Here is a 26,091-nt window from a genome sequence, read left to right as displayed (position 1 = left end):
CTGTTACCCGAGAGTCATGTCGTCTCCTCAAAAGCGTGTTTATATGAAGACTTTTGGTTGCCAAATGAATGAGCGGGATAGCTCTGCCATGCAGGTCATGCTTCAAAACCGAGGGTTTGGAGTTGCAGTCCATCCGGAAGAGGCCGATCTGATCCTTTTTAATACCTGTACCATTCGAGATAAAGCCTATCAAAAAGCCATGAGTGATATTGGTCGTGCACGCGTTCATAAACATCGACCAGGAGTTATGATCGGTATTTGTGGTTGTGCTGCGCAACAGGCAAAAGAGCAACTCCTCAAGCGTTTTCATCATATCGATTTTGTGATGGGGCCTGACCAGATTTTTCGTCTTCCGATGCTTTTGGAAGAGATCGAAGCGGGGAAGCGTTCTTCTGCGACCGATTTAATTGATGATCCTGGCACCTATGTCTTTGTTGATGGGATAACAGAAACGGACATTCATCGAGGCACAGCGTTTGTGACGATCATGAAAGGGTGCAACTATTCGTGTGCTTATTGTATTGTTCCTCAGGTCAGAGGAAAAGAGGTCAATCGTGATCCTTCTGATATTCTGGATGAGGTGAAGTCATTAGTGTGTCGTGGCGTTAAAGAAGTAACGCTTCTGGGACAAAATGTGGCTGACTACAAAGGTCTCTCTGCATCTTACCGACTTTCACATTTGGTGCGTGTCTTAGAAGAGCAGACCGGCATTCAGCGCATTCGATTCACGTCGCCACATCCGCGCGATATTGATGACACGTTGATTGAGGCATATGCAGAGGTGAAATCCCTTTGCCGCCATATTCATCTTCCAGTTCAAGCAGGAAATAATCGAGTCTTAAAAATCATGCGACGTGGCTACACGAGAGAACATTATTTGCAGCTCATTGAGAAACTGCGTCGCTGTTCTCCTCATCTTGCGATTACAACCGATATTATTGTCGGTTTCCCAAGTGAGACCAAAGAGGAATTTGAGGAGACATTGCAACTCGTCGAAGCAGTTCAATTTGATCAGATATACGCGTTTTCCTATTCGCCTCGCCCTGGAACATTTGCTCAGAAAAATCTTTCCGATGATGTTCTGCTTTCTGAAAAACAGGAACGTCTTTCACGCCTTCTCGAGATGCAACGTCGTATCACACGAGAAAAAAATGAACGCTGCGTTGGTACGACACAAGATATTTTAGTTACCCATTATGACGAGGAAAGTGCGCACCACTGTTCAGGACGAAGTTCTGATAATCGTCTCGTGCATTTTACAGGAACTGCCGCTATGATGGGAAACATCGTGAACGTTCGCATTGTGCGAGCTCTTGGGAATTCCCTTGAAGGAGAGCTGTATGACAACCTTCAGTGAAAAAGAAGCACCCGTTGACGAATTTGTGGAGATGAAGGTAACGGGGTTAACCATTGACCCTTTTACCAGCATGCCGATTATTATTTTAAAAGATACGGCTGAAAAATCGGCGCTTCCGATTTGGATTGGTCTCATTGAAGCTTCTGCTATTGCCACCGAACTTGAACATATTGAACTCGCGCGTCCGATGACGCATGATCTTCTGAAGAATATTCTTACCAATGCTTCTATTTCCGTTGAACGGATTGCCATTGTGAGTCTTGAAGACAATACTTTTTATGCCGAAATTATTTTGCGTCAAAAAGAGAAGGAATGGATTATGGACGCGCGTCCATCTGACGCCATTGCTCTGGCACTGCGGACAAAATCGAAGATTTTTGTTGCGCGAAAAGTCATTGAGAAGTCGCGCAAAATAGATCTTTCAGAAGAAACTCTCGGAAATGAAAATATTCGAAAACAGAAATGGGCAGAGATTTTAGAAAATCTTTCTCCGGAAGATTTTGGAAAGTATAAAATGTAAACGCAGTTGCTAACCTTGTGGTCATTGCGAGGAGCATGGGCGACGAAGCAATCTCTTTCAGACAGTGATTTCATGAGATCGCCGCGCCCTTCGGGCTCGCGATGACGGCTCCAACTACCTTTCCTGTAATACGGAGGTTCTATGATTCTTCCATTTGAGGGGAAAAACCCCGTGATTGATCCAAGCGCTTTTGTTGCGAATAATGCAACGCTTGTCGGAAACGTTATTCTCAGTGAGCAGACGAGTGTTTGGTTTGGCGCTGTGCTTCGAGCAGACACGAACGTGATTCAGATTGGAACTCGGAGTAATATTCAAGATATCAGTGTTCTGCATGTTGATGAGCAACATTCCATTGCCATTGGAAAAGGGGTAACGGTTGGACATCGTGCGATTCTCCACGGTTGCACGCTTGGCGATGATGTCTTGGTCGGGATGGGGGCAATTATTATGAATGGTGCCGACATTGGTGACGCTTCGCTTATTGCTGCAGGCGCTTTGGTTCCTGAAGGAATGAAAGTTCCCCCGCGGTCGTTGGTAATGGGAATGCCGGCAAGAGTGAAGCGAACGCTCACAGATCAAGAAGTTCAGTCGTTAACGGCGAATGCGGAACATTATGTGAAAGCTGCACAACGTTATTTAAAATTAAAATGATGACACTATTTCCAACTTTTGAAAAAAAATTGATCGATGTCATTCATCCTCATGACACTATGGTTGTCGGAGTGTCAGGCGGCGTCGATTCGATGGCGCTTCTTCATCTTTTGGTCAGACTTGCAAAAAAGAAGTCCTTGAAAATTCTGGTTGCGCACGTGAACTATAAAAAAAGAGGCCAAGCATCTGATGATGATGAACGGTTCGTGATCAAAATCTCACAAGCTTGGGGCTGTTCGGTTTTTACGGAACATTGGAAAGAGGCTGAAGAGAAACAAAACTTCCAAGATGCTGCTCGTGACTTTCGTCGTTTCTTTTTTTTCCGACTGGCGAAAGAGCATCAGGCTCGAAGCGTTGTTTTGGGGCATCATCTTCAAGATCAAGCTGAAACCATGTTGATGCATCTCATGCGCGGATGTGGTTTGACCGGCATGTGTGGGATGTCGTGGAAAGAGATGGTTCAGAAAATATTTTTGCTTCGACCTCTGCTTGATATTTCTCGCGCAGAAATTATGGCGTATGCAGAGAGTGAAAAGATTCCATTTCGCGAAGATGAAAGTAATCACGATATTTCTTATAAACGAAATTGGGTGCGTCATGAACTTCTTCCGATGATGGAAAAGTATCATCCTCGCGTCTCTTCGTCGCTTGCTCAGATGTCTGGTTATCTTGCTGAGGATGAAGAGGCTCTTTTGCTTCTTGCTCGCGAATGTCTTCGAGAAGTAACGTTTGAGATGTCAGCGGAAAATTGTGTCTTGAGTCGAGCGCTTCTTTCACAGTATCCAACAGCTCTCCGAAAACGACTTCTTGTTCTGGCCTATCAACAACTCACTGCCGGTACGCTCCATGTCAATGCGGATCAATTGAAAAAAATGGATGCGCTTGTTCAATGTGAAGAGGGAGAAGTTTTGCATTACTTTCTCTCAGATGGTTGGAAGTTTTGGCGATATCGTGATCGTGTGGTGTTAGGGAAGGAAGCCGCTGAAGTGTAAAGAAGCTTTTACGTTGCGATTCGTAGAAAGCTGCGCTAAAAACTCTTTTTTGGAGGAAAACTCATGGTTGCTCGTCCGCGAAAAAGTGAAAACAATAGCAATCGTCATAAAACAATTGCGTTGTGGCTTGTTATTGCCCTGATGGTCCTTTCTCTTCTGCATTTTATGAACCAACCGATGGTGAATGCGGAGAAAATCGATTTTTCAGTGTTTCTTCAAGCGCTTGAACAAAATCAGGTCGAGTCCGTCACTGTCCAGGAAGATGAATACCGAGGGAAATTTAAATCAGAACATAAGAACGGTGCTTTTTTTGAAACCATTGGTCCGGTCAACAGTGAACGAGCTTTGGAAAAGTTGGAACAGAGTGATGCGAGTGTTCAATATCGTCGTAAGCGCGAAACCCCCTTTTGGCAGCAGTTGCTCATTTCATGGCTCCCGATGCTTCTTCTCTTTGCTTTTTTCTTTTTCTCCATGCGGCAAATTCAAATTGGTGGTGGCAAGGCCATGAGTTTTGGTCGTAGTAAAGCCAAACTTTTAAAAGAAACTCAAAAACGAATTACGTTTAAGGATGTTGCGGGAGTAGAAGAAGCGAAACAAGAGCTCGAAGAAATTATCGAGTTCTTGAAAGAGCCGAAGAAATTTACCAAACTCGGTGGACGTATTCCGAAAGGGGTCTTGCTTATGGGACCTCCGGGAACCGGAAAAACGCTTCTTGCACGAGCCGTTGCAGGAGAAGCGCGAGTTCCTTTCTTTTCGATTTCGGGTTCTGATTTTGTCGAAATGTTTGTTGGTGTCGGCGCTTCTCGTGTTCGTGATCTTTTTGAACAAGGAAAGAAAAATGCTCCGTGTATTATTTTTATTGATGAAATTGATGCGGTGGGACGTCATCGTGGTGCAGGTATTGGGGGTGGGCACGATGAACGTGAGCAGACGCTCAATCAGTTACTGGTTGAGATGGACGGTTTTGAATCGAATGAAGGGGTCATTATTATGGCTGCGACCAATCGACCCGATGTGCTTGATCCAGCCCTTCTTCGAGCTGGACGATTTGATCGTCGCGTGGTGGTTCCACGTCCCGACTTAAAAGGTCGAGAAGAGATTCTGCAGGTTCATGCGCAAAATAAACCGCTCGATAAAGAGGTTGATCTCAGTACAATTGCGCGAGGGACTCCCGGTTTTTCTGGAGCCGATCTTGAAAATGTGGTGAACGAAGCAGCTCTTTATGCAGCACGGCATAATCGTTCTGTCATCTTGATGGGGGATTTTGAAATTGCGAAAGATAAAGTGCTCATGGGGAGTGAACGAAAGAGCATGATGATTTCGGAAGAAGAGAGAAAAAACACAGCCTATCACGAAGCTGGCCATACTTTGGTCGCAAAACTTATTCCGGGAACAGATCCTATTCATAAGGTGACGATCATTCCACGTGGAATGGCGTTGGGCCTTACGCAGCAGCTTCCAGAGAATGAACGCTATACTCAAAATAAAAGTTATTGTGAAAATATGATTGCAATTTTGATGGGGGGACGTGCTGCGGAGGAAATTGTTTTTGATCAACCAACATCGGGCGCTGGAAATGATATTGAGCGTGCCACCGATCTTGCTCGCAAAATGGTGTGTGAATGGGGAATGAGCGAAAAATTGGGACCATTATCATTTGGAAAAAAAGAGGAACAAATTTTTCTTGGGCGTGAAATTGCGCAACACTCAGATTTTAGTGAAAACACTGCGGAACACATTGATACTGAAATTTCACGGATTGTGCAGATGAACTATCAACGAGCAAAAGATCTGATTCAAACACATCGTGAGAAGCTCAATGCATTGGCTGAAGCGCTTTTGGAGCACGAATCTCTCGATGGAGCTCAGATCACCAAACTCCTTCAAGGTAAAAAATTGAATATCAAAAAAGAAGAGGTCCCTCCAAATAAGAGTGAAGAACCTGCCTTAAACTTAGCGTAACCTTTTTATGGATATTGGAAAATATCATCTCTCCGCAGAGCGATCCACGTTGATGGCGGTGCTCAATGTGGCACCAGACTCTTTTTACTTTCATGGCGATCGTTGTGTGGAACCAGATAAAGCGTGTGACAAGGCGCTTCGTCTTATTGATGAAGGAGCTGATCTTATTGATATTGGCGGTGAGTCCACTCGTCCCGGCGCTTCACCGGTGATGTTGGAAGAAGAACTGCAACGCGTTCTTCCTGTGGTAAAAGCAATACGAAAACATTCTGATATTCCTCTTTCTCTGGATACGACGAAAGCGGAAGTTGCGCGACAGGCTCTCAATGAGGGAGCGAATATGGTCAATGATGTGAGCGCCGGTCTTTTTGATTCGAAAATGCTTGAAGTGGTGGCGTCACATCGTGTTCCGATCTGTCTCAATCATCTCCCTTCCTCAAGTTTTGAAACTATGCACGTGCAACGCACGTACGGTGATCTTTTGGGAGAGATTTCTTCTTTTTTTGAAGATGCTTTAAAACGTTGTCATCAGGTGGGAATATCATCTGATAATATTCTTCTCGATCCTGGAATCGGATTTGGTGGAAAATCTCCTCAAGAAAATGTCCATATCCTGACGCAGCTTCATCGATTTCGTTCATTTCAATGTCCTCTTTTGATTGGAACATCGCGAAAATCTTTTATTGGTCATCTTTTGGATCTGCCGATGGAAGAGCGGCTTGAAGCAACGCTTGCAACGTATTCGATAGCACGTCGTCATGGAGCAACAATCTTTCGTGCTCACGATGTTGCGCCAACACGTCGCTATTTAGATATGCTCGATCTCCTCATCACTGAGGAAGGTGAAGAACAAAAAATATGAAACGTCTCGGTGTGAACATCGATCATATTGCGACCCTACGCCAAGCGCGGCTGACGTCATATCCAAATCCCCTTGAAGCATGTGAACTTCTTGCGAAATGTCATGTGGCTCAGGTGACACTGCATCTGCGTGAAGATCGGCGTCATATTCAAGATCGCGATCTTGAAATGATTCTTGCATGGGGAAAACTTCCCGTGAATTTAGAAATGGCGGCCACAGAAGAGATGCTCGACATTGCTTGTCGACTCAAGCCAGCGATCGTGACGCTTGTGCCAGAGAAAAGGGAAGAGTTGACAACAGAGGGCGGCCTAGATGTCGCTGCTCTTATGAGTCCGTTGCATTCTTTTATCAGAAGACTCAAGCATGCAGGAATTCACGTCAGTCTCTTTATTGATCCTGAATTCGCTCAAGTGAATGCCTCCCGAGAACTCGGAGTAGATTCCATCGAGTTCCATACTGGGACCTATAGTGAATTTTTTGAGACAGCTCATCGAGATCGCAAAGTCGAACGATTGAAGAATTCAGCGTTTATGGCAAAAAATATTGGCCTTCGCGTCTGTGCCGGACACGGACTGCATCGGGAAAATCTTTCCTTTCTGGTTCAGAATATCCCTGATATCCTCGAATACAATATTGGCCATTCCATTATTGCTCGGGCTCTTTTTGTCGGCTTGGAGAGAGCGATTCAGGAAATACAACTTCTTTTGGAGGCATCATGATTCTCGGAATCGGAGTCGATTTAATTGATGTGCGTCGCATTGAAGGGATTATTTTTCGATGGCAACATCGTTTTCTCAAGCGTATTTTTACCGAAAAAGAAATTCATCATTGTAATAATAAAAAAAATCCGGCGCAGCGATTTGCAACTCGTTTTGCGGCGAAACACGCTTTTGCAAAAGCTCTTTTTCCCAAAGGAGCAGATGGAATTCATTTTCAACATATCGAAATTGATCAACGCGACGAACGCCCTTCCGTCAATCTTTGGGGGAAAGTGAAAGAACGAGCGGATGCGTTTGGGGTGAAAAATATTCACTTGATGGTTTCGCACGACGGAGATTATGCGGTCGCAAATGTTGTCCTTGAAGGATGAAGCTTAAGCAAATGCTCTTCTCATCACCTGAACAAACCAAAAATTTTGCGAGAAAAGTGGCGGCTTTGTTGAAGCCCAGAGATATTGTTATTCTGAGAGGAGAACTTGGCGCTGGGAAAACACTCTTTGTCCAAGGATTGGCGGAAGGGTTAGGAGTTTCAGACCCTGAACTTGTTCGGTCACCTACATTTACGCTCATCCATGAATATCAAGGGAAACTCCCTCTTTTTCACTTCGATTTTTATCGTTTAGAAAACGTTCAAGAAGCTCTTGCGCTTGGTCTTGATGAATATTTTGAAGGAGAAGGGGTCAGTGTCATTGAATGGGGAAATAAATTTCCAACAGTTCTTCCCGAGCGAGCTTATGTTATAGAACTCAAAGTGATCAGTGAAGCAGTGCGAGAAATAATTCTTTCTCCCAATATACGCGAGAAACTTCAATGTTAAATGTTCGTTCTTCATGTGTTGCAATTGTTCTTGTGTTGGCGATTTCTCTTTTTTTTCTTTTCTCTCGAGTTCAAAATCATCCCCCCGAACATTCAGTTCTGATGGGGCCTTATTTTCCATCAGCGACTCTCCTTGTTGGAGAAAAAATGAATTTGAATACAGTTGATCTTTTCAGTCTCGAAGCGCTTCCTGGCATTGGTCCTGGCCGAGCTGAGCGAATTTTGGAGTATCGAGAACAGCATGGAAAATTTCAGCGTGTCGAGGATATCCTGAATGTGACTGGCATTGGCCCTGGAATCATGGAAAGCATTCGTCCCTTTATTTTTGTTGAACATTAGAAACGTTCATCCTTCGACAAGCTCTGCATGAGCGGTTAGCACTTTGAAACAGAGGATGGTTTTTTGACGGTGATGAATCTTTTTCTCATTTTGAAAAAAATGGAGATAAAACGCTCCAGAGCGGCCGCACTTTTTTTAGAAACAGTCTTGTGAATCAGTAAGTTATGTGATACCGAAAAAACGACGTCGTGGCACTTTTTTTGCACAGTATCTATGATACGGGGGAGAGGAGCATTATATGTTGAGGATGTTTGCTGTCACCATCGTCTTCCTCCAGACCTTTCTTTTTTCACTCTCACTCATCGCTCAGATGCAAGGGGCGCAAGCTCCTGCTCCAACTGGTCCAGTTCCCACTTTTACGGCTCCGATTCCAATTGGCTCCAATAAAAACCAAGTTGGGGTCGGACCAGCAACACAGTCTTTTGCCGAAGACATTATATTTTTTGTTCATCCTCAACCTCTGGTGGGAAGTGTTAATTATTCCCAAATTGGTATTCAATTGGGAGGCACTTCTTATCTTTTGGATGATGTTGTCGCAGTTCCAGGGTTAATTTCCAGTCAAGGTGGTTTTGGAAATTACGAAGGATTTTTTAGTCTTGGCGAGCGCAGTAGTTCAAGCGTAACTCCTCTTCATGGAATGTGTCCGCGACGCATTGAACAGATGACGACAACCGGAAATCCAGATTTGTTCTGGACGTTTGACTGTAAAGTTCAGATTGAAAATGTATTCAACCGTCAGCTTCATATTTCAGATGTCAGAAATACTGTGGCTCCTGATGAATTTGCACTTCTTTTTGCGGGGGCCAATCCTCTTGAACAATCCCTTATTGGAAATGCCGACGAAGAGGTGACGCCGTATACGACGCGCAGTTATCCTTCGACGGTAAAATTAAATGATTATCCTTTTACGTGGCCTCTTTTACAGCCACCAAACGGAGACTTCGATGAAGTGATTCCTTTTGGCCTCGCTGATATTGGAGAGGGAATTGTCACTGCGGCGTATGATCCCTTCATGGTCAGACTTCATCTCCAACTTTATGGTGAAGGCTTTAATCCTCCCAGTATTGACCTCTTCGATTTAGGTGTTCGGGATGTCTCTTATTTTTCACCAGTTACTTTTTTTGCGAAAAATGATCGTCCCGGAATTGGTCGTGTGCAGTTTGCGGGGTATGCTTATTCTCCAACCCAGGTGATGTCACTCCTTCCTCCAAGCTCTGCGCAGTTAGTTGCATTTCAACTTGAAGCGCTGAGTTTGGCTTATCCACAAAATATGTTGCATCACAATTTTACTCCAATTGATGTGGTGGCGATGCAGTTTCCACAAAAACAGCTTTCATTTTTTCCTCTTCTTGTGGGAGGTATAGCTCCTACCGTTACTCGAAATTTTCCGACTATTCGCAATGTTTATAATAACCTTGTTCCTTCGTCCTCTATTTATCCCACTTCTTTTCCTGATGACGGTTTTGCGGTGCTCAATCAGGGAGCGCTTGTCAATCTCGATCAAATTTTTGCGAAGAGTGGTGGGCCTTATGTTTCATCTGATGGCCGCGCTCATCCTTGGAGCTATTATTTGGGGACAAGTTCCTTAACCCGAACAGGCGCTATAAGTCTTGTGATCCCCTCGATTGCTGCTCGATTTGGAGGAAGAGGTGCCGCAGCATTTCAGGATTTACAACCTGCGCTTCTTCCACATCGATCTGTTTCTTCTGTTGTCTTTTGGTCTCGGGGAAGAGATTGGGGAGGGGAGCCACAAAAAGAACTGCTCAATCCCAATAGTGTGTTTACACCTTTTGCAATGTCACTTGTCGGTCCTGAAGCCTATGATGCTTTTGTTGCGATCGATCGTGTTGGATCTACGCCGGCAATTGAACGCCAATCGCTTGTTGTTCCTTCAGGTGTGGGTGTTGTTGATGCAAATGCCGTGCGTCGTTTTTATCTTTATAAAATTGATCCCATTCACAACATTCTTCTTACGAGCAGAGATATAAATGCCATTGCGCCTTCATCTGCTCGTGCTGCATCTGCGCCATTAACGCATATTCTTCTTCCTGAAGTTTATGAGATTGATGTGCCTCAGGGATTTGCTCCCTATAAAGGTGTTGCTTCTGATATTGATGATGATGGTTGTGCTGACGTGGTGCTGACGTTTCGCGGTCAGCAGACAGTATCAATTGATCCGAATTTTCAAAATCAGCGCAATCAACGTCTTGTCTTTCAGGTGAGCGCATCTGATCGACGTATGTTTTCTGATCGTGTTTATATTTATCATGGTGTGGCTCCCACGTGTGCCATTGAACGAACTCCGAGAACCGGTGAAATCTTTCAACTTCCTCCTGATGAACTTGGCAATCCAGGACAGGCAACCTCTGTTGTCGTTGCTGATTTCGATGGAAACGGAACAGATAATGACATCTTAATTGGTGATCTTCTTCCCCGTCGAATTGGAGGCGATCCGAATGCCCAAGTAACTGCGCATGCATTTCTCTTTTTTGATGCTTCCAGTATTCAAGCGCCTCGTTCCATTCGTATCGGTTATGCTGCAGGGGGACAATTAAGTGATCCGAGAAATTTTGCAGAAGGAAGAGATCCAGGCCCCGTCGGGGTAAAAAGCTTGGCGGTGAATATTCAACCGAATCAAGGAGCGAATATTGCGGGAATTGCTGGCCTTCCCGTGGTGAATGCACCTACAGGATGTCCGGGAGATCCCCAAACAGATCCGAATAATGTGCAAGCGGCGAGTATTCCGGAACTTTATTATGCGCTTGCGCAGAATCTTTGGGATCGTACTCAGAATACGGTTGTTCCACATGAGTGCGCTCCGCGTGACGTGTGTGCGGTGAATGCAGCAGGAAACGCAGTTGATGGGCGCCATCTCCCTTTTTGGATCACTGATTCTTGTTGTAACCCCTGCGCTGCCGATGCCAATGGAGTGGGGTGGAATGATCCGACACAAATTTGTCGAACAAGACTGCGATGCGGCTCGGTCAATAATCCATTTAATGATGTCTGTAATTATTTTGATAGTATTTGTCTCCCCTTACCAGGTCCGAATCTCTATCGACCGGGAAGAGCAAATGTTGCATCGCGACCGCTTCCATCCACCTATCGTCCGGATCAAGTCGTAGAATTAAATCCACGTTGGATTGCCGATCGAAAAGATTTAATGACAGTTCAAACGATTATTCGTGGGCTCCCCCCTCAATTTCCTCCTCCTCCGCCTCAAATTCCGATGGGATTGAATCCGACACCTCCACAGGCTCCGGTGGTTGCTCCTCGAGTGACGAGAGCGCATACTGAACAGGGAGAGATGACGGTCATTGTCAATACAGGCAATCCACAGACATTTGCGTGTAATCCACGCGGGACGCCGCAAGCCCCTGCAAATTGTAACTTGGATACGCGTTGTCCCGCCAATGATCAATTTTGCGATCCAGCAACATGTCAATGTCGACCTGAATGTACGAATGTTTGTCCGACAGGGCAAGTTCGCACAGCGGACTGTCAGTGTATTCAACCAGGTGACGGACCTGTTGGGCCTGTTATTTATGGAGCTGTTGTCGCAGATGATTGTCATTGTTTCGCAGATGGATTTTCAAGTGAAGAGGCTCGAAAAAATTATACCGTCCTCAATGATGAATATCGTCAAGTGAGTGGAAAACAGGGTGATCTTTTTGGGGAACCGGAATTTAGCGTGATGAAATGTGTCTGTTGCATTAACAATGCTTCAGCAAAATCGAGAACAGCGGCTAATTTGAGTCTTTCGCTTTCAGGAAATGTTCTTCCCGATGAAGAAGGGAATGTTCGTCCGTGGATGCTTGTTCAAGTAGGTGGCCCGGTGATGGAAGATTTTACTCAGCGCGAATTTCGTCCAGCTTCTACAACTCTTGTGACGCAACCCATTCGTGTGCTTCCTGAACATCCTGATCAAGCGATCAGTATTCCACTTCTGCTCCCAAGTGTTTCATCGCTTCCGAATTTTCCTGATCCTCAGCCGATGTCGTCACTTGTGCCCGTCGAAATTCATCGGGGAAGAGCGGTCTATCGATTAAATAATATGCTTCAGCATCGACTTCTTCCGCTCGAACGCGGTGAAAGTATTTCTGTTGCCGGAAGAAGGTTTGATCTTCCTGCGGTGACGACAAATGCTCCACAAGGAGCTCCTGTTGCAACGAACGCGCTCACGGTCCTGCCAGATGCTGGCTATGCCTGTCACGTCATCGATTTTCGTCTTCCTCCACACGAAGCTCAATTTACAGGTGTTGCAGGGGGGCCAAAAAATGCAATTCCGATAGAACAACGTCAGCTCGATTGGGGAAAAGTAAAATCAGAAATTCGTTCTCGTCGAGAAGCACAGGAGCTAGTTGGAGGATCTCTTCATAATATTGACCTCATACGACCAACCTCGATTTCTTGGGATCCACCTCAAAACTATCAATTTATTGTGGTGAATGATGTTTTTGGAAAAAGTAATGAACCAGTTCCAGCTCCTCAAGAAAGAGCTCTCGTTTTTCTGGGAGGCATGCCTCAACAGCATGCTTCGGGAACAAATTGTCGATGCGATATGAACGCAACGAGTCCTTCGATGCCAACGCTTATTCTTTTGTTTCTCTTTGTGATGGGAACAACATCAAGTTTGATTGGGATTCGATATGTATTGAAGCATAAAGAGTCTTCTCGCTCACCCTGAGCCTGTCGAAGGGTGAGCCATATGCTTTGACAAGCTCAGCATGAGCGGAGAGTTATTTTTTTTCTTGTTCTTGGATGATACCTTCCATCGGAACAAATTGAGCTCCGGAAAGTCGTTTCAGCAATTTGAGTTTCCTGTTCTCTTTTGTATATAGCACAAGTTCTTGAAATTTTTTTTCTCCTCCAAGAGGGAGCACAAGTCGGCCACCTTCTCGAAGTTGTTCTACAAGAGGTTCAGGAACATAATCGGGAGAAGCGGTGAGAACAATAGCATCAAAAGGTGCATGTTCAGGCCATCCTTTATAACCGTCGCCGGTGAGAACAAAAACATTCTGATATCCGAGTTCTTGCAAGCGTTGTCGTGCTGTATTTGCAAGCCCAGGTCGAATCTCAATCGTGTAGACTTCTTTTGCAATATGTCCCATCAGTGCGGCGAGATAACCGGCTCCTGTTCCAACTTCAAGGACCTTATCGGTGGGTTTCAAATCGAGAGCGTGGATGATCACGGCATCTTCGTAAGGAAGGTCGAGCGTTTGTCCTTCACCAATGGGGAGTTCAAGATCTTGATACGCACGGTCTTGATATTGAGGAAGAACAAATTTTTCACGTGGGATATTTCGAAAAGCATTTAAGATCAATGGCGAGGTGATGCCTCGACGCTCAACATGTCGTTTGACCATCTCTTCACGTTTTTCAAGAAAAGAGGTCGATTTTGAACAGGAAAGAAGCGTGAAGAAAAAAAACAAGAAGGGAAAAGAGATATTTTTCATGCTTGAATCTTACTCTTCTCTTTTTTCCCGTCAACTATTCGCTTGTGCGAAGTGAATCCGCACTCGCTAAAGTCAGGGGGAGATCCTGCTCTCCCCCTGACAACTCCCATCGGTTAGATACTTTGTAACGGAGTATCGCACCGAGTTCAGTTGACGATTGAGGAAATCTTGCTTAAAAACATTTTTGAAAGAAGGTTTTTGTGAAGATCAAATTACGGAGAGCACTCAAGAGTTTACGTGGAATGAAACTATTGAGTTTGCTCTCCGTTATGCAGAGTGTAGCTACTGTTCATATATTTATGCTCCGCGTGGTACTTCAGAAATCGTTGTTTCTCCTTGTCCTCTTTTTTCTTACCCATTGTGCTCAAGATCGCATCACCGGTAAAAAAACTCTTAATTACGATAGTCTCACTGATGAACCGGCATTGGGAAAAATTCGAACTATCGTCTTTAAGATTGCTCGTGTTTCGCATGTCCACGATTTTCCTTCAAGTGGTGCACGCGCGAAACAACTTGAGAAATATTTACCTGAAGCGATTGCTCTTTATGAATCGGTCAATAAATGACTCTAGACGATGAACCAGTTTGGCTTTACGGAGGTGGGAATGCGTTTCCAAACCAAAGTTGTTCATGTGGGACAAAAGCCGGAGAGTAAAACAGGAGCAATTGTTCCTCCTCTTTATCAAACCTCCACCTACGCGCAAGAAGCGCCAAACAAACATCAGGGTTTTGATTATACGCGTGCCGATAATCCGAATTTTCAAAATCTCGAAATGGCCATTGCAGCTCTCGAAGGGGGGAAACATGCAGTGGTTTATTCCTCTGGTCTTGGCGCTGCGATGGCTCTTCTGATGCAGCTTCACTCGGGAGATCATGTTCTTGCAGTCGATGATGTCTATGGTGGCACGTATCGATTGCTTCAACATCTGAAAGATCGATTTCAGCTCGATGTCAGTTATGTTGCGAACAATGATGTTCATGCATGGCAAAAAGCGATTCGCTCCAACACAAAATATATTTGGCTCGAAACTCCGACAAATCCTCTCTTAAAACTCGTGGATCTCAAAACGATCTGTGCGATAGGCAAAAAAAAGAAGATTAGAACCATTGTTGATAACACTTTTGCGACTCCATGTCTTCAGCAACCCCTTGCTTTAGGCGCGGACGTTGTTCTTCATAGCACGACGAAATATATCGGTGGACATTCTGATGTTGTCGGAGGAGCGCTCGTGATGAACGAGAGTGAACTTGCGAAAGAACTCTGGAGAGCGCGAATGGTCTATGGACTCAACCCTTCACCTTTTGATGTCTGGTTGACTCACCGTGGTTTAAAAACAATTTCGGTTCGAGTGGAAAGGCAGGTAAAGAATGCTGCCGCGCTTGCTCTCTTTTTAGAGAAACAGAAAAAAATAAGAAAAGTTTATTATCCCGGGCTCTCGTCACATCCGGACCACCACCTTGCAAAAAAACAGATGTGTGGGGGAGGGGGGATGATCAGTATTGTTCTTGATGCCGATGCTCAAAAACTCCAGAGCGCTTTAGGAAAGATGAAAATTTTTACGCTCGCGGAGAGTTTAGGAGCTGTTGAATCCCTTGTCTGTCATCCTGCAACGATGACCCATGCTTCAATCCCTGCAAAAATACGTGAAGCGCGCGGTATTGATGATACGCTTGTACGGTTTTCGATCGGCATTGAAGATCAGGAAGATTTGTTAGAAGCCCTTCAGCACTTCCTCAAAACCATTTAACTGGTGAGAGAAAATTCACCACGATGATGTTCAATAAACGCAATAAATTGTTGAAGGATGTCTGGATCCCAAAGTCCGCGTTTGGACTCTTCTCGCAAAAGCGCGAGCGCCTCTTCCGTTGAATATGCTTTTTTGTAGGGTCGCACCGTGGTCATGGCATCATAAGCATCGATGATCTGAAAAATGCGAGCAAGGTATGGAATTTCTTCAGTTTTCAATCCATCGGGATAACCAGAGCCATTCCACTTTTCATGATGGTGACGAATAATACGCAGCACATCTTTGAAGGAGCGTAGCGGTCGACAAATTTCCTCTCCAATAAGAGGATGAAGCTTCATGACTTTCCATTCTTCGTCCGTGAGCTTTCCTGGCTTTAAAAGAATAGAATCCGGAACACCAATTTTGCCAACGTCATGGACAACGCTTGCTCTTACAAGTGTTCGAATATCAGAAGGGATGAGTCCAATATAATTCCCAAAAGAAGTCACAAGTCGAATAAGTCGATCACAGTGATCACCAGTGGTTCCGTCTTTTGCCTCCACCGCGCGAGCAAAACTCATCACCACAGCTTCTGCGTGATCAAGATCATCATTAAGTCGTTTCACTTTTCCAAGCGCTTGAACACGAGCGACAAGCTCCAGCCGATCGATCGGCTTTGAAAGAAAATCATCGCATCCAGCTTCTATCCCGGCGATACGATCTTCTTTTTCCTGTAACGCTGTAATAATAATAATAGGGAGGAGACGAGTGCTTTGTTGTGATTTTAAAATTTTACACACTTCAAAACCATTCATGCCGGGCATCATGACATCTAAAAGAATGATGTCTGGTGGCTGCTGCTGGACAAAAGTGAGTGCTTCTTCGCCCGAAGAGGCGTGCGAAACGTGGTAATGCTTTGATCGGAGAGTTTTCTCGATGAGAAGAATATTTGTGGCGTCATCATCGACAACAAGGATATGAAGAGGTTCATCGTGGTTTTCGATAGGGCTCATGTTCTTTATTTGCCTCTTATATCAAAGACTTAGAATGATATCCTACAGACTTTGATCGTTTCGGTCCAGAGAAATTCTTGTGGGATTTCTTGACAGTTAGCAATGAGTTCTGCATAAAGCCACCCAGATCGCGGGGTAGAGCAGCTTGGTAGCTCGTCAGGCTCATAACCTGAAGGTCGTGGGTTCAAATCCCACCCCCGCAACATCATAAAACCTCATGAAAATGAGGTTTTTTTGTATTTAAAGAGATTTTGAGCCGATTTTTGTTGAGTTTTAGGGCCATTCGAGTATACACGCCATCTCTTTATATTTCCTTCAACTAGGGAGGGGCCATGAGCAAGCAAACTGCTTTTATTTTTGATCTTGATGGAACAGTTGTCAACCCAGGAACAGCAATTCCTCGCTGTATTAATTTTGCTCTTAAAAAGGTTGGAGAAAGAACAGTCCCTATTGAGCGTTTGAAGCGATATATCGGTTTTCCTCTTGAAGATATCTTTGCTGATATTACCGGTAAAAAAGATAAAAAGTTTTTGAAACGATGTGTCGATTGCTACAGAGAACGTTTCCATAAAGAAGGGATTGCTGAGCATCGTCTCTATCCAGGTATTGTTGGTCTTCTTGATGCCGCGGCAAAAAACGGCACGCTTTATATTACTTCCAATAAGCCTCAAGTTTCCTGCGAAATGGTTCTTGATCATTTGGGAGTGAAAAGTCTTTTTACCAAGGTTTACGGTCTTGATGCCGCAGGGAAAAAAGCAACGAAAACAGAACTTCTCAAACATCTGATTGAAAAAGAAAAAATTAGCAAACCGATTGTCATTGCTGATCGCGGACTCGATATTGATGCGGCAAAAAACTGCAGTTGTTCTTCAATTGGTGTCTCCTATGGATACGGCACTCGCGAAGAACTTCGTGCTGCCGGAGCTGATCTTGTTGCAGAAACAGTAGGGGAGTTGCGGCAGTGTCTGATGAAAAACACTTAAATTCTTCATTCGCAGAAAAAGTATTGGCACTAAGACGGCGCCTCCAAGGTTTAGAGAGCGCCGTTGTTGCGTTTTCAGGCGGTGTCGACTCTGCTCTGCTTACTGTTGTTGCTTTTGAGGAATTGAAGGATCGAATGATTGCAATTTTGGGAGTTTCTCCTTCTGTTCCACAACGAGACCGGAGAGCGGCGCGTGCATTTTGTGAGCGTCGTATGATCCCTTTTCAAGAGATCAATACTGAAGAATTTCGAGACCCTCAGTATTTGGCAAATCCCCATAACCGTTGTTTTTTTTGTAAACAATCTCTCTATCAACTCCTTCGACAATTTGCAGATAAAAATGGCTATCACGCCGTGATCGATGGGACAAATATCTCAGATATTTCCGGTCATCGACCCGGAAGAGAAGCCGCACGCAAAGAAGGAGTTTTGGAACCGTTTATTGAAGTTGGTTTCACCAAAGATGATATACGAACCTCTGCTCGAGAACTTCAGCTTGAAATGGCGGATAAACCAGCCATGGCATGTCTTGCATCTCGTGTTGAAACCAATATTCCCGTGGTGCCAGAATTACTTGTGCGTATTGATGATGCCGAGAATTTTTTGCGCGACCTGGGATGTCAGCAAGTACGTGTGAGACATCATGGAGTCATTGCTCGTATTGAAGTTCCTGTTGATGAAATGGAACATCTTTTTCATTTCAGAAATCAAATTATCGAAAAGTTTCGTCTTTTGGGATGGCAGCGTATCTCGCTGGATCTTCAGGGTTATGGAGTTCGCTAAAATATGGACCTTCTGAGTCTTCAACAACTGCTCCAACAATTGAAAGACGGCGAAAAGAATATCGAGGATGTTCTTGAAATCCTACGTCATCTCCCATTTCGTGACCTTGAGTCAGCAAAACATGATGTTCATCGACCATTACGGAATGCTTTTTCAGAAGTGATTTTTTGTGATCGTAAGGAAAAGCTTCATCTTGAGAAAATCATCACCACGTTGCATCAATCAGGTCAAAATATCTTTGGGACTCGTCTTCAGGTTGGAGCTGCCAAAGAACTTTGCGAACTTTTTCCTCAGATAGATTATGATCCGATCAGCAAAACGTTTCTTTTCCTCCAGCATCCAATAGCTCCTCTTGCCGGAAACTTAGCTCTTTTATGTGCAGGGACTGCCGATATTCCGGTGGCAGAGGAGGCGTGGCGTACGGCTCGGTATTTTGGTGTTGAAGCCACGCGTTATTATGATGTGGGTGTTGCAGGATTGCCGCGGCTTCTCACTGAAATTCAAAAATGTCGTCACGCGGATGCAATTATTATTGTTGCAGGTATGGAGGGAGCACTTCCTTCTGTTGTTGGTGGACTTACTCCGGCTCCGCTCATTGCGGTTCCCACTTCTGTTGGATACGGAACAAATTTTGGCGGCATTACTGCGTTACTCGGCATGCTCAACAGTTGTTCGGAAGGTATTTGTGTCGTGAACATTGATAATGGTTTTGGTGCAGCATGTGTTGCTCTTCGCATTCTTCGCGGGAAAAAAAATATTTCACCCAACGTATGATCCAAAATTATATATCATTTTAGTCGAATTGAATAAAAAAAGTTTGACTATGTGCTCTAAATTGCGTAAAATTTTTTTCAGTCGATGGTTGAGCAAACAACTTTCCACATCTAAGGAGGGGGAAATGGTAAAGAAAAGAAAAGGTATGAAGGCAACAAAGAAGAAGGGCAAGAAGAAATCAAAACGTAAGACAAAAAAAAGAGGTAAGAAGAAGACAAAGCATTAAGAAACAGGGAACACGAAAAGCCCCCCACGAATCTTGGGGGGCTTTTTTATTCTTTTATTTTTTCTTGTTCCTCAGAAAAAGATATGATACCCGCGCAAAGAATGTTTAGGTGAAAGGAGATTTTTCATGTCTGGATATGTTCCTCGGCAGATGTTTTTAACCAAAGGTGTCGGACGACATCGAGAAAAACTGCAAAGTTTCGAAATGGCTCTTCGCGATGCTCGTATCGCTCAATACAATCTGGTACGGGTTTCGAGTATTTTGCCTCCATATTGTAAGATTCTTCCCCGAAACAAAGGAACGATTCAGCTTCAGCCAGGACAAATCGTACATTGCGTCCTTTATGATCATGCTACCAATGAACCCCATCGCTTGATCGCTGCTTCTGTGGGCATCGCCATTCCTAAAGATTCAAGTCATCATGGCTATCTTTCAGAACATAAGGGAAATGGACAAACAGAAAAACAAGCGGGCGATTATGCAGAAGACCTTGCCGCTGAAATGCTCGCAACGACGTTAGGTCTCTCCTTTGATGCGGATAAAGCATGGAATGAACGCAAAGGAACGTGGACCATTTCCGGGGAGATTGTAAAAACTCTCAACGTGACTCAATCCGCTGTAGGCGATAAAAATGCTCTCTGGACCAGTGTCGTTGCTGGAGCTATTTTTATTCCCTAATGGCATCTCATCACACAACGCCGCCGTTTTTAGGGATCGATCCTGAAAAGCGTCCAGAGAATCCACGGATCGAAGTGATTCCTGTTCCTTTTGAGGCAACGACTTCCTATGCACAAGGAACCGCGAACGCTCCTTTGGCAATACTCGAAGCATCTGCTCAAGTAGAATTCTACGATGAAGAACTTGATTTTGAACCGGCGCGAGTGGGGATTACAACTCGAGATATGCTCGACTTTAAAAATCGTACCGTCGAACAATCAATGCAACTCATAGAAAATGCTGTTGCTGCAACGGTAAAAGCAAATCGCTTTCCTCTTGTTCTTGGAGGCGAGCATAGTATTACGCCTCCTGCAGTGCGTGGAGTCGCTACAAAATATCCAAAATTGACTGTGGTTCAACTCGATGCTCATGCTGATCTTCGTCAAGAATATGAAGGGACGCCATATTCTCACGCATGTGCGATGGCTCGGGTGCGTGAAGATTTTCCAGCTGTTCAAATTGGCATTCGAAGTCTTTCAAAAGAAGAAGCTCTTTGGGTCAAGCGCGATAAGCTCCCTGTCTATTTTGCGTATGAATTGCATGATCATAAAACATGGATGCGTCGAACTCTCGATGATATCACCACAGATGACGTCTACTTGACGGTCGACGTGGATGTTTTTGATAGTTCGATCATGTCAGAGACTGGCACTCCAGAGCCAGGTGGACTTACCTGGTGGGATGTCACCACCTTTGTTCGACTTTTAATGGAAAAGAAAAACGTTGTCGGTATGGATTTCGTGGAACTGCTTCCGACTCCAGGTCGTCATGCTTCTGATTTTCTTGTCGCTCGACTTATTTCGAAATGTATTGGGTACTGGCAACTTCGTTCCGGATCTCCCGAATCCCCCATCGTCGGGAAGTAGAAATTATTTTGTTTTTTCCGCGAAGTCAAGTAAGTTAGCCTCGTTCATTTGTTTTTTTTGGATAAAAATTTTTTATGATCAAAAAAATCTTTCTCTTCATTCTTATTTCTTTTTTTCTTTTACCTTCGATTCTTTTTTCTGCTTCGCTCCGCGAACAAGTCGTCGAGTATGAACTTTCGAACGGAATGCGATGGTTCTTTGTCGTGCGACCGCAGACCCCTGTTTTTTCCGGCATCGTGATGGTGCGTGTCGGGAGTATCGAAGAGGAGCAGGGGAAAACAGGTCTTGCACATATGTTTGAACATATGGCGCTTAAAGGTTCGCGTCAGATTGGAACTCACGATTTTTCCAAAGAAAAGCCATTTTTGAATAAAATTAATTCTTTAGGAAGAGAACTGACGCGCATCCAAGATGATCCAGGTCAGAAAGCTCGACAGCAGGAAATCAAACAGCAAGTGGCTGATCTCACGGCGTCTGCGCGGCAATACCGGCTTCCGAATGAAATCTGGGAAGTTATGACGCAACATGGGGCTGCTCATTTAAATGCGTTCACATCAAAAGATGTTACGGCATATCATGCCAGCATGCCTTCGAATGGTTTAGATCTCTGGGCTTTTATCTTTTCACAAATGGTCTCTGATCCTGTATTTCGGGATTTTTATGTGGAACGCGATGTCGTTCTGGAAGAGCTTCGTTTAAGCAATGAAAATAGTCCTGATGGAATAATGCTTGAAAAACTGGTGAATACTGCATTTAGCAGCGGACCCTATCATTGGAGCACAATTGGATTTAAATCAGATGTTCGCTCTTTAACCGACGAAGACGCAAAAAACTTTCATCAAAAAAATTATCTCGGTAAAAATATGGTCGGAGTATTGGTGGGAGATATCGATCTTCCAAAAGCAAAAGAAACAATCGCCCATTATTTTGGGTCTTTGCCCTCTGGATCGGTGAATTCAAATCCTCCCGAATCAATTCCAAATCATGGTCGAGCTCGTGTGGAATTTGATGCGCAACCGTTTTTGACTCTTGGTTTCCATAAACCAACGCTTCCTCATGAAGATGAATATGTTTTTGACGCTATTGCAGTGCTCTTGTGCGAAGGTCGGTCTTCTCGTTTGCACAAACGTTTCGTCGTGCAAGAAAAAATTGCACGTTCCGTGAATTGTTATGGAGATTTTCCTGGTGTTCGATTGCCAAATCTTTTTGTTTTTTGGATCGAGCCGTTGGAAAGCGTCTCTTTTGAGCTCATCGAATCAAGTCTTTCAAAAGAATTAGTCAAATTGAAAGAGGAATTAGTGAGTAAAGAAGAGCTTCTGCGAGTGATCACGATGTCGCGAGCTCATTTTGTGTATGCGCTTGAAACAAATTTAAGTTTAGCTCGAGCTCTTGCAAGTTTTGAAACACTGTTTGGGGATTGGACGCTTCTTGCTGATTATCCTGAAAAATTAAAAAAAGTTACCGCAGAAGATATTCGAAGAGTTTCCCGTCATTACTTTGTGAATGAAAACCAGGTCGTGGTTGAGCGAGTACAAAAAGGGAAGGGTTTATGAAGAAAAAACCACTCTTTTTTTTTAGTCTTCTCTTTCTTTTGGTCTGTTGCAGTAAGCAACGGATGGTGAAGCGTCTTGAACCGACAGAAATGCCGAAACTCATTGTGCCAGAAGTCAAAGAGGTCACCTTCAAGAACGGAATGACCTGTTTTTTGTTGGAAGATCATACGTTGCCGCTCGTCACCATTTCAGCAATGACGCATGTGGGGAGTATTTATGAATCTCCATCCAAAAGGGGTCTTGCTCGTTTTGTAGGACGTTTTATGAGAAGCGGTGGAACGCGTGCTTTTTCACCTTCTCAATTCGACAAAAAACTCGATGACTCTGGCATTGTGATGGAAACCGAAATTCATCGCGAAAAGGGCGAGGCCTCTCTGCAGGTGCTGTCAGATCATCTTGAAGAAGGAATTCATTCTTTTATCGAAATGCTCTTGCGACCTCGTTTTGATCCCAATCGTTTAGATATTGTGAAAAATAACTTGCTAGAGGATATCCGACGGGAGCGCGATGACCCGGCAACGGTTGCCGCCAAGGCAATTCGAAAATTGATTTATGGAGCGGATAATCCATGGGCACGAGAGCCTGTCGAAGAAGACATTAAAAAATTAACGCGGAATGATGCTCAAACTTTTCATGCTACTTTTTTTCGCCCTCAAAATATTATTTTGGCAATAGCAGGAGATTTTTCGACGGAGAAGGTGATCTCGATGCTCGAGCAATGGATGCAAGAAGTATCCTCTTTGCCTTTCACGTTTCCCGTTGTTCCAGAAACTCCGTTGCAATTTAAGGCTCGCGATCTATGGATCGAGAAAGATCTTACGCAATCGTATATCCATCTCGGTCATCTGGGAGTAAAACGAACGAATCCTGATAAGTATGCTCTTCTCCTGATGAATTATATTTTAGGAGGGGCTTTTAAAAGTCGACTGGTGGAGGAAATTCGAAGTCAACGAGGACTTGTCTATTATGTCTCAAGTGGTTTTAGTCCCGAAACCGATTACGGTCTTTTTGAAGTTCGTCTTGCCACCAAATCAGAATCAACCGAAGAGGCAATTGCAGCGATCACTTCCCATATTCGACGCCTTCATGAAGGAGGCGGTGTTTCAGATCTTGAGCTTGCTTTTGCAAAGAAATCACTTTTGAATCAGCAGATTTTTTCATTTGATAGCGCTTTTCGCGTTGTTGAACAACGAGCGCTTTTTCGTTTTTACGGTTATCCAGACGATTATTGGAAAGAATTTCGAGATTCGCTTCAAAGCGTGACCAAAGAAGATATTCTTCGTGTTTCGCAGACCTATCTTCATCCTGATGAGCTTGTGCGTGTCGTCGTAGGGAAAAAGAATGATTGAACAAAAACTCAGACAATTTCTTTTAGAAGCATACGAGCGCTGCATTCAAAATGGTGAACTTTCTCTTTTGCCTGAAAGAGTTGAGCTTGAAGAACCCAAGATGGCTTCCCACGGAGATTTTGCCACAAATCTCGCGCTTATGCAGGCTAAGGGGGAAGGAAAGTCTCCGCGCGACATCGCGGGGAAAATTGTAAAGGAATTGTCCCAGGAAGATTTCATTCAGCGTGTCGATATTGCCGGTCCTGGCTTTATTAATTTCTCCATTCATCCTCATTATTTTTTGGAACTTCTCCATGACTGTTTCACGCAAAAAGAGACCTATGGAACGCAGAGCTTTAAACAAAAAAAGCATTTTATGGTTGAGTTTGTGAGCGCAAATCCGACGGGGCCTCTTCACATTGGTCATGGAAGGGGAGCTGTCTATGGTGATGTTCTTGCCAACCTTTTCACAGCGATGGGATATAACGTGACCAAAGAATATTATCTGAATGATGTCGGAATTCAGATGGAGACACTGGGATGTTCAGTTCTCATGCGACTTCGAGAAATTAAGGGAGAAACTGTTGATTTTAAAGAAAATTATTATCAAGGAACTTACATTCGCACTCTTGCAGAAGAACTTTATCAATTACAGGGAGATAATGTGTTCAAGCGCTCTGAAAAAGAGGCGATTCAGATATGTTCAACGTATGCCGCGAACTCGATTTTTGAAGGAATCAAGCGTGATCTTAAGGATATCGGCGTCAATCATGACACCTATTTTTATGAACATACTCTTCACGAACGAAAGAGTATTCAAAAGACCTTTGATTTTCTTGCCGCTAAAAAATTTACGTACGAAAAAGAGGGAGCGCTATGGTTTTGTTCTACTCAATTTGGGGATGATAAAGATAGGGTCCTGCGGAAAAGTGATGGGTCGCTTACCTATTTTGCTGCTGATATCGCGTATCATAAAGAAAAATATGATCGTGGATTTGACCGCGTTATGAATGTTCTTGGTGCTGATCATGGAGGATATGTCAGTCGCATGAAGGCTGCTGTAAAGGCATTTGGATATTCTGAAGACTCTTTCGATATTGTTCTCATTCAACTGGTGAATTTGATTCATGAGGGGAAGCTGGTTTCCATGTCGACGCGCAGTGCGCAATATGAAACGTTGCGTGATGTTTTTCTTGAAGTCGGAAAAGATGTCTGTCGCTATTTTTTTCTCATGCGTTCTCACACCGCACAGCTCGATTTTGATCTGAATCTCGCAAAAACTGAGTCGCCTGAAAACCCCGTTTATTATATTCAATACGCTCATGCTCGTATCTGCAGTATTTTTCGTAAAGCCGACGAGCTGAAGTTCTCCTTCGAAAAAGTCGATGTGCGTCTTCTTGATCTTCCGGAAGAGATTGAGCTGACGAAGATGTTGGCGTCGTATCCAAAAATCATTCAAAAGAGCGCACAACTTCTTGAACCGCATCGCCTTGCGTTTTATCTTTTAGAGCTTTCAAAACTCTTTCAATCCTATTATAGCAAGGCAAAACAGGATGAACGGTATCGTATTTTGCAAAGAAATACCCAGAAAACAGGCGCAAGCCTGTATTTGTTGAAAAATATTCAAATTGTGATACAAAACGGTTTCAGAATTTTAGGACTTGAAGCGCCTGAACAGATGACGGGGAGAGATGATGTCTGAGTATCCACGGCCACGAAGAGAAGATGAAAGCGACTTTTTTTGTCGTTTTACCTTCGGCCAGTTTTTTGCCCTGTTATTGCTGGAAGTTTTTACACTTTTTTTCATTTTTTACTTAGGGGCTCGCTATGGGCGTCAATTTTTGGGTTTTGAGACCGCGTCTCTTTCTGATCAAGAAAAGAGAAACGAGGCAGAGATAAAAACAACGCAGGATCCTGAAATCACCAAAATGGCGAAAATTCTCATTGAACAAGCGCAAACTCCTGAATTAAAAGAACGCATCGCAAAAATGCTTGGAACCGATCAAACCGGTAAGGTAGTAACTGAGGAAGCGCCTTCTGTTAAAAACTCTGCACCTCAAACAAAAGATGAATCAAAAACAACAACTCTTGCAGAAGAAGCTTCAACTCCGCCTCCATTCGAAGAGAGTACAACCCCAGAAAAGGGCGCAGCCTCTCCGCAAGGGGTGGTAAGAGTAAAATCCGCAGAAGCGGCTAAATATTCGGTTCAGGTCGGTTCTTATTCGGAACTTTCAGAAGCAAACGCTGCGATTGATCGATGGAAAGGGAAGGGCTATGCTGCTTATATGATGATTGCAGATATTCCTGATCGTGGTCGATGGTATCGGGTACGTATTGGGGGCTTTGAATCTCGCGAAAATGCAGAACATTATATGGAGGAAATCCGGACACGTGAAGGTGTTGAACCATTGATCGTTTTAAATGAACAATAGCTTTTAACCATTCAAG

The 26,091-nt window shown here is 44.1% G+C and carries 24 protein-coding genes and 1 tRNA gene; 23 read left to right on the top strand and 2 right to left on the bottom strand.

Going from position 1 to position 26,091, the window contains the following annotated elements:
* Nucleotides 1-16 precede the first annotated feature (16 nt).
* The 11 genes from A3C46_07250 (at nt 17) to A3C46_07200 (ending at nt 12,905) form a co-directional block, all read left to right on the top strand.
* Nucleotides 17-1,357, top strand: coding sequence for a tRNA (N6-isopentenyl adenosine(37)-C2)-methylthiotransferase MiaB (locus tag A3C46_07250; GenBank protein ID OGQ22573.1), 1,341 nt, complete (start codon nt 17-19; stop codon nt 1,355-1,357).
* Nucleotides 1,341-1,877: a hypothetical protein gene (locus A3C46_07245; GenBank protein ID OGQ22572.1), complete on the top strand. Its 537-nt coding sequence runs from the start codon at nt 1,341-1,343 to the stop codon at nt 1,875-1,877. The genes A3C46_07250 and A3C46_07245 overlap by 17 nt, the downstream gene beginning before the upstream one ends.
* A 141-nt stretch (nt 1,878-2,018) precedes the next feature.
* The gene (locus tag A3C46_07240) at nt 2,019-2,528 is read left to right on the top strand and encodes a gamma carbonic anhydrase family protein (GenBank protein ID OGQ22571.1); all 510 of its coding nucleotides are present in this window, start codon (nt 2,019-2,021) and stop codon (nt 2,526-2,528) included.
* Nucleotides 2,525-3,520 (top strand): tRNA lysidine(34) synthetase TilS, encoded by a 996-nt coding sequence (locus A3C46_07235; protein ID OGQ22570.1) that lies wholly within the window; start codon nt 2,525-2,527, stop codon nt 3,518-3,520. Before A3C46_07240 ends, A3C46_07235 begins: the two co-directional genes overlap by 4 nt.
* A 63-nt stretch (nt 3,521-3,583) precedes the next feature.
* Complete coding sequence (locus tag A3C46_07230; GenBank protein ID OGQ22569.1) at nt 3,584-5,482, top strand: cell division protein FtsH; 1,899 nt, start codon at nt 3,584-3,586, stop codon at nt 5,480-5,482.
* A gap of 7 nt (nt 5,483-5,489) precedes the next feature.
* Complete coding sequence (locus tag A3C46_07225; GenBank protein OGQ22568.1) at nt 5,490-6,344, top strand: dihydropteroate synthase; 855 nt, start codon at nt 5,490-5,492, stop codon at nt 6,342-6,344.
* Entirely contained in the window at nt 6,341-7,063 is a 723-nt protein-coding gene (locus tag A3C46_07220) for a pyridoxine 5'-phosphate synthase (GenBank protein OGQ22567.1), read from the top strand. Before A3C46_07225 ends, A3C46_07220 begins: the two co-directional genes overlap by 4 nt.
* A complete protein-coding gene (locus A3C46_07215) occupies nt 7,060-7,434 on the top strand; it encodes a holo-[acyl-carrier-protein] synthase (GenBank protein OGQ22566.1) in 375 nt (124 codons plus the stop codon). Before A3C46_07220 ends, A3C46_07215 begins: the two co-directional genes overlap by 4 nt.
* Complete coding sequence (locus A3C46_07210) at nt 7,431-7,880, top strand: tRNA (adenosine(37)-N6)-threonylcarbamoyltransferase complex ATPase subunit type 1 TsaE (protein OGQ22565.1); 450 nt, start codon at nt 7,431-7,433, stop codon at nt 7,878-7,880. The genes A3C46_07215 and A3C46_07210 overlap by 4 nt, the downstream gene beginning before the upstream one ends.
* A complete protein-coding gene (locus A3C46_07205; GenBank protein ID OGQ22564.1) occupies nt 7,874-8,218 on the top strand; it encodes a hypothetical protein in 345 nt (114 codons plus the stop codon). Before A3C46_07210 ends, A3C46_07205 begins: the two co-directional genes overlap by 7 nt.
* Nucleotides 8,219-8,456: 238 nt before the next feature.
* On the top strand, nt 8,457-12,905 hold the full coding sequence (locus A3C46_07200) for a hypothetical protein (protein ID OGQ22563.1): 4,449 nt from the start codon (nt 8,457-8,459) through the stop codon (nt 12,903-12,905).
* Nucleotides 12,906-12,957: 52 nt separating this feature from the next.
* Here A3C46_07200 and A3C46_07195 read toward each other — a convergent pair whose 3' ends face one another.
* Nucleotides 12,958-13,674 carry a protein-L-isoaspartate O-methyltransferase gene (locus tag A3C46_07195; protein OGQ22562.1) on the bottom strand — a complete coding sequence of 239 codons (717 nt, stop codon included), beginning with the start codon at nt 13,672-13,674 and terminating at the stop codon, nt 12,958-12,960.
* Nucleotides 13,675-13,973: 299 nt separating this feature from the next.
* Between A3C46_07195 and A3C46_07190 the strand changes: the two genes are divergently transcribed.
* Complete coding sequence (locus A3C46_07190; protein OGQ22561.1) at nt 13,974-14,240, top strand: hypothetical protein; 267 nt, start codon at nt 13,974-13,976, stop codon at nt 14,238-14,240.
* Nucleotides 14,241-14,279: 39 nt separating this feature from the next.
* Entirely contained in the window at nt 14,280-15,422 is a 1,143-nt protein-coding gene (locus tag A3C46_07185; protein OGQ22560.1) for a cystathionine gamma-synthase, read from the top strand.
* Here A3C46_07185 and A3C46_07180 read toward each other — a convergent pair.
* Complete coding sequence (locus A3C46_07180) at nt 15,419-16,414, bottom strand: hypothetical protein (protein ID OGQ22559.1); 996 nt, start codon at nt 16,412-16,414, stop codon at nt 15,419-15,421. The two genes, A3C46_07185 and A3C46_07180, sit on opposite strands and share 4 nt — an antisense overlap.
* A gap of 129 nt (nt 16,415-16,543) precedes the next feature.
* On the opposite strand from A3C46_07180, the gene A3C46_07175 reads away from it, so the two are divergent.
* The 10 genes from A3C46_07175 (at nt 16,544) to A3C46_07130 (ending at nt 26,075) form a co-directional block, all read left to right on the top strand.
* A tRNA-Met gene (locus tag A3C46_07175) sits at nt 16,544-16,617 on the top strand.
* A gap of 129 nt (nt 16,618-16,746) precedes the next feature.
* A complete protein-coding gene (locus A3C46_07170; protein OGQ22558.1) occupies nt 16,747-17,397 on the top strand; it encodes a hypothetical protein in 651 nt (216 codons plus the stop codon).
* A 23-nt stretch (nt 17,398-17,420) separates the two neighbouring features.
* On the top strand, nt 17,421-18,179 hold the full coding sequence (locus A3C46_07165) for a TIGR00268 family protein (protein OGQ22623.1): 759 nt from the start codon (nt 17,421-17,423) through the stop codon (nt 18,177-18,179).
* A gap of 3 nt (nt 18,180-18,182) precedes the next feature.
* Nucleotides 18,183-18,953, top strand: a complete 771-nt coding sequence (locus tag A3C46_07160; GenBank protein OGQ22557.1) for a hypothetical protein — start codon at nt 18,183-18,185, stop codon at nt 18,951-18,953.
* A gap of 352 nt (nt 18,954-19,305) precedes the next feature.
* Nucleotides 19,306-19,857, top strand: coding sequence for an arginine decarboxylase, pyruvoyl-dependent (locus A3C46_07155; protein OGQ22556.1), 552 nt, complete (start codon nt 19,306-19,308; stop codon nt 19,855-19,857).
* Nucleotides 19,857-20,762: an agmatinase gene (locus A3C46_07150; protein ID OGQ22555.1), complete on the top strand. Its 906-nt coding sequence runs from the start codon at nt 19,857-19,859 to the stop codon at nt 20,760-20,762. Before A3C46_07155 ends, A3C46_07150 begins: the two co-directional genes overlap by 1 nt.
* Before the next feature lie 74 nt (nt 20,763-20,836).
* Nucleotides 20,837-22,315: a hypothetical protein gene (locus tag A3C46_07145; GenBank protein OGQ22554.1), complete on the top strand. Its 1,479-nt coding sequence runs from the start codon at nt 20,837-20,839 to the stop codon at nt 22,313-22,315.
* Nucleotides 22,312-23,664 (top strand): hypothetical protein, encoded by a 1,353-nt coding sequence (locus A3C46_07140; GenBank protein ID OGQ22553.1) that lies wholly within the window; start codon nt 22,312-22,314, stop codon nt 23,662-23,664. Before A3C46_07145 ends, A3C46_07140 begins: the two co-directional genes overlap by 4 nt.
* A complete protein-coding gene (locus A3C46_07135; protein OGQ22622.1) occupies nt 23,660-25,345 on the top strand; it encodes an arginine--tRNA ligase in 1,686 nt (561 codons plus the stop codon). Before A3C46_07140 ends, A3C46_07135 begins: the two co-directional genes overlap by 5 nt.
* On the top strand, nt 25,338-26,075 hold the full coding sequence (locus A3C46_07130) for a hypothetical protein (protein OGQ22552.1): 738 nt from the start codon (nt 25,338-25,340) through the stop codon (nt 26,073-26,075). Before A3C46_07135 ends, A3C46_07130 begins: the two co-directional genes overlap by 8 nt.
* Nucleotides 26,076-26,091 lie beyond the last annotated feature (16 nt).

The sequence above is a fragment of the Deltaproteobacteria bacterium RIFCSPHIGHO2_02_FULL_44_16 genome (genome assembly GCA_001798185.1).
GTDB lineage: Bacteria > UBA10199 > UBA10199 > 2-02-FULL-44-16 > 2-02-FULL-44-16 > 2-02-FULL-44-16.
This window is presented reverse-complemented; position numbering and strand designations above follow the sequence as displayed.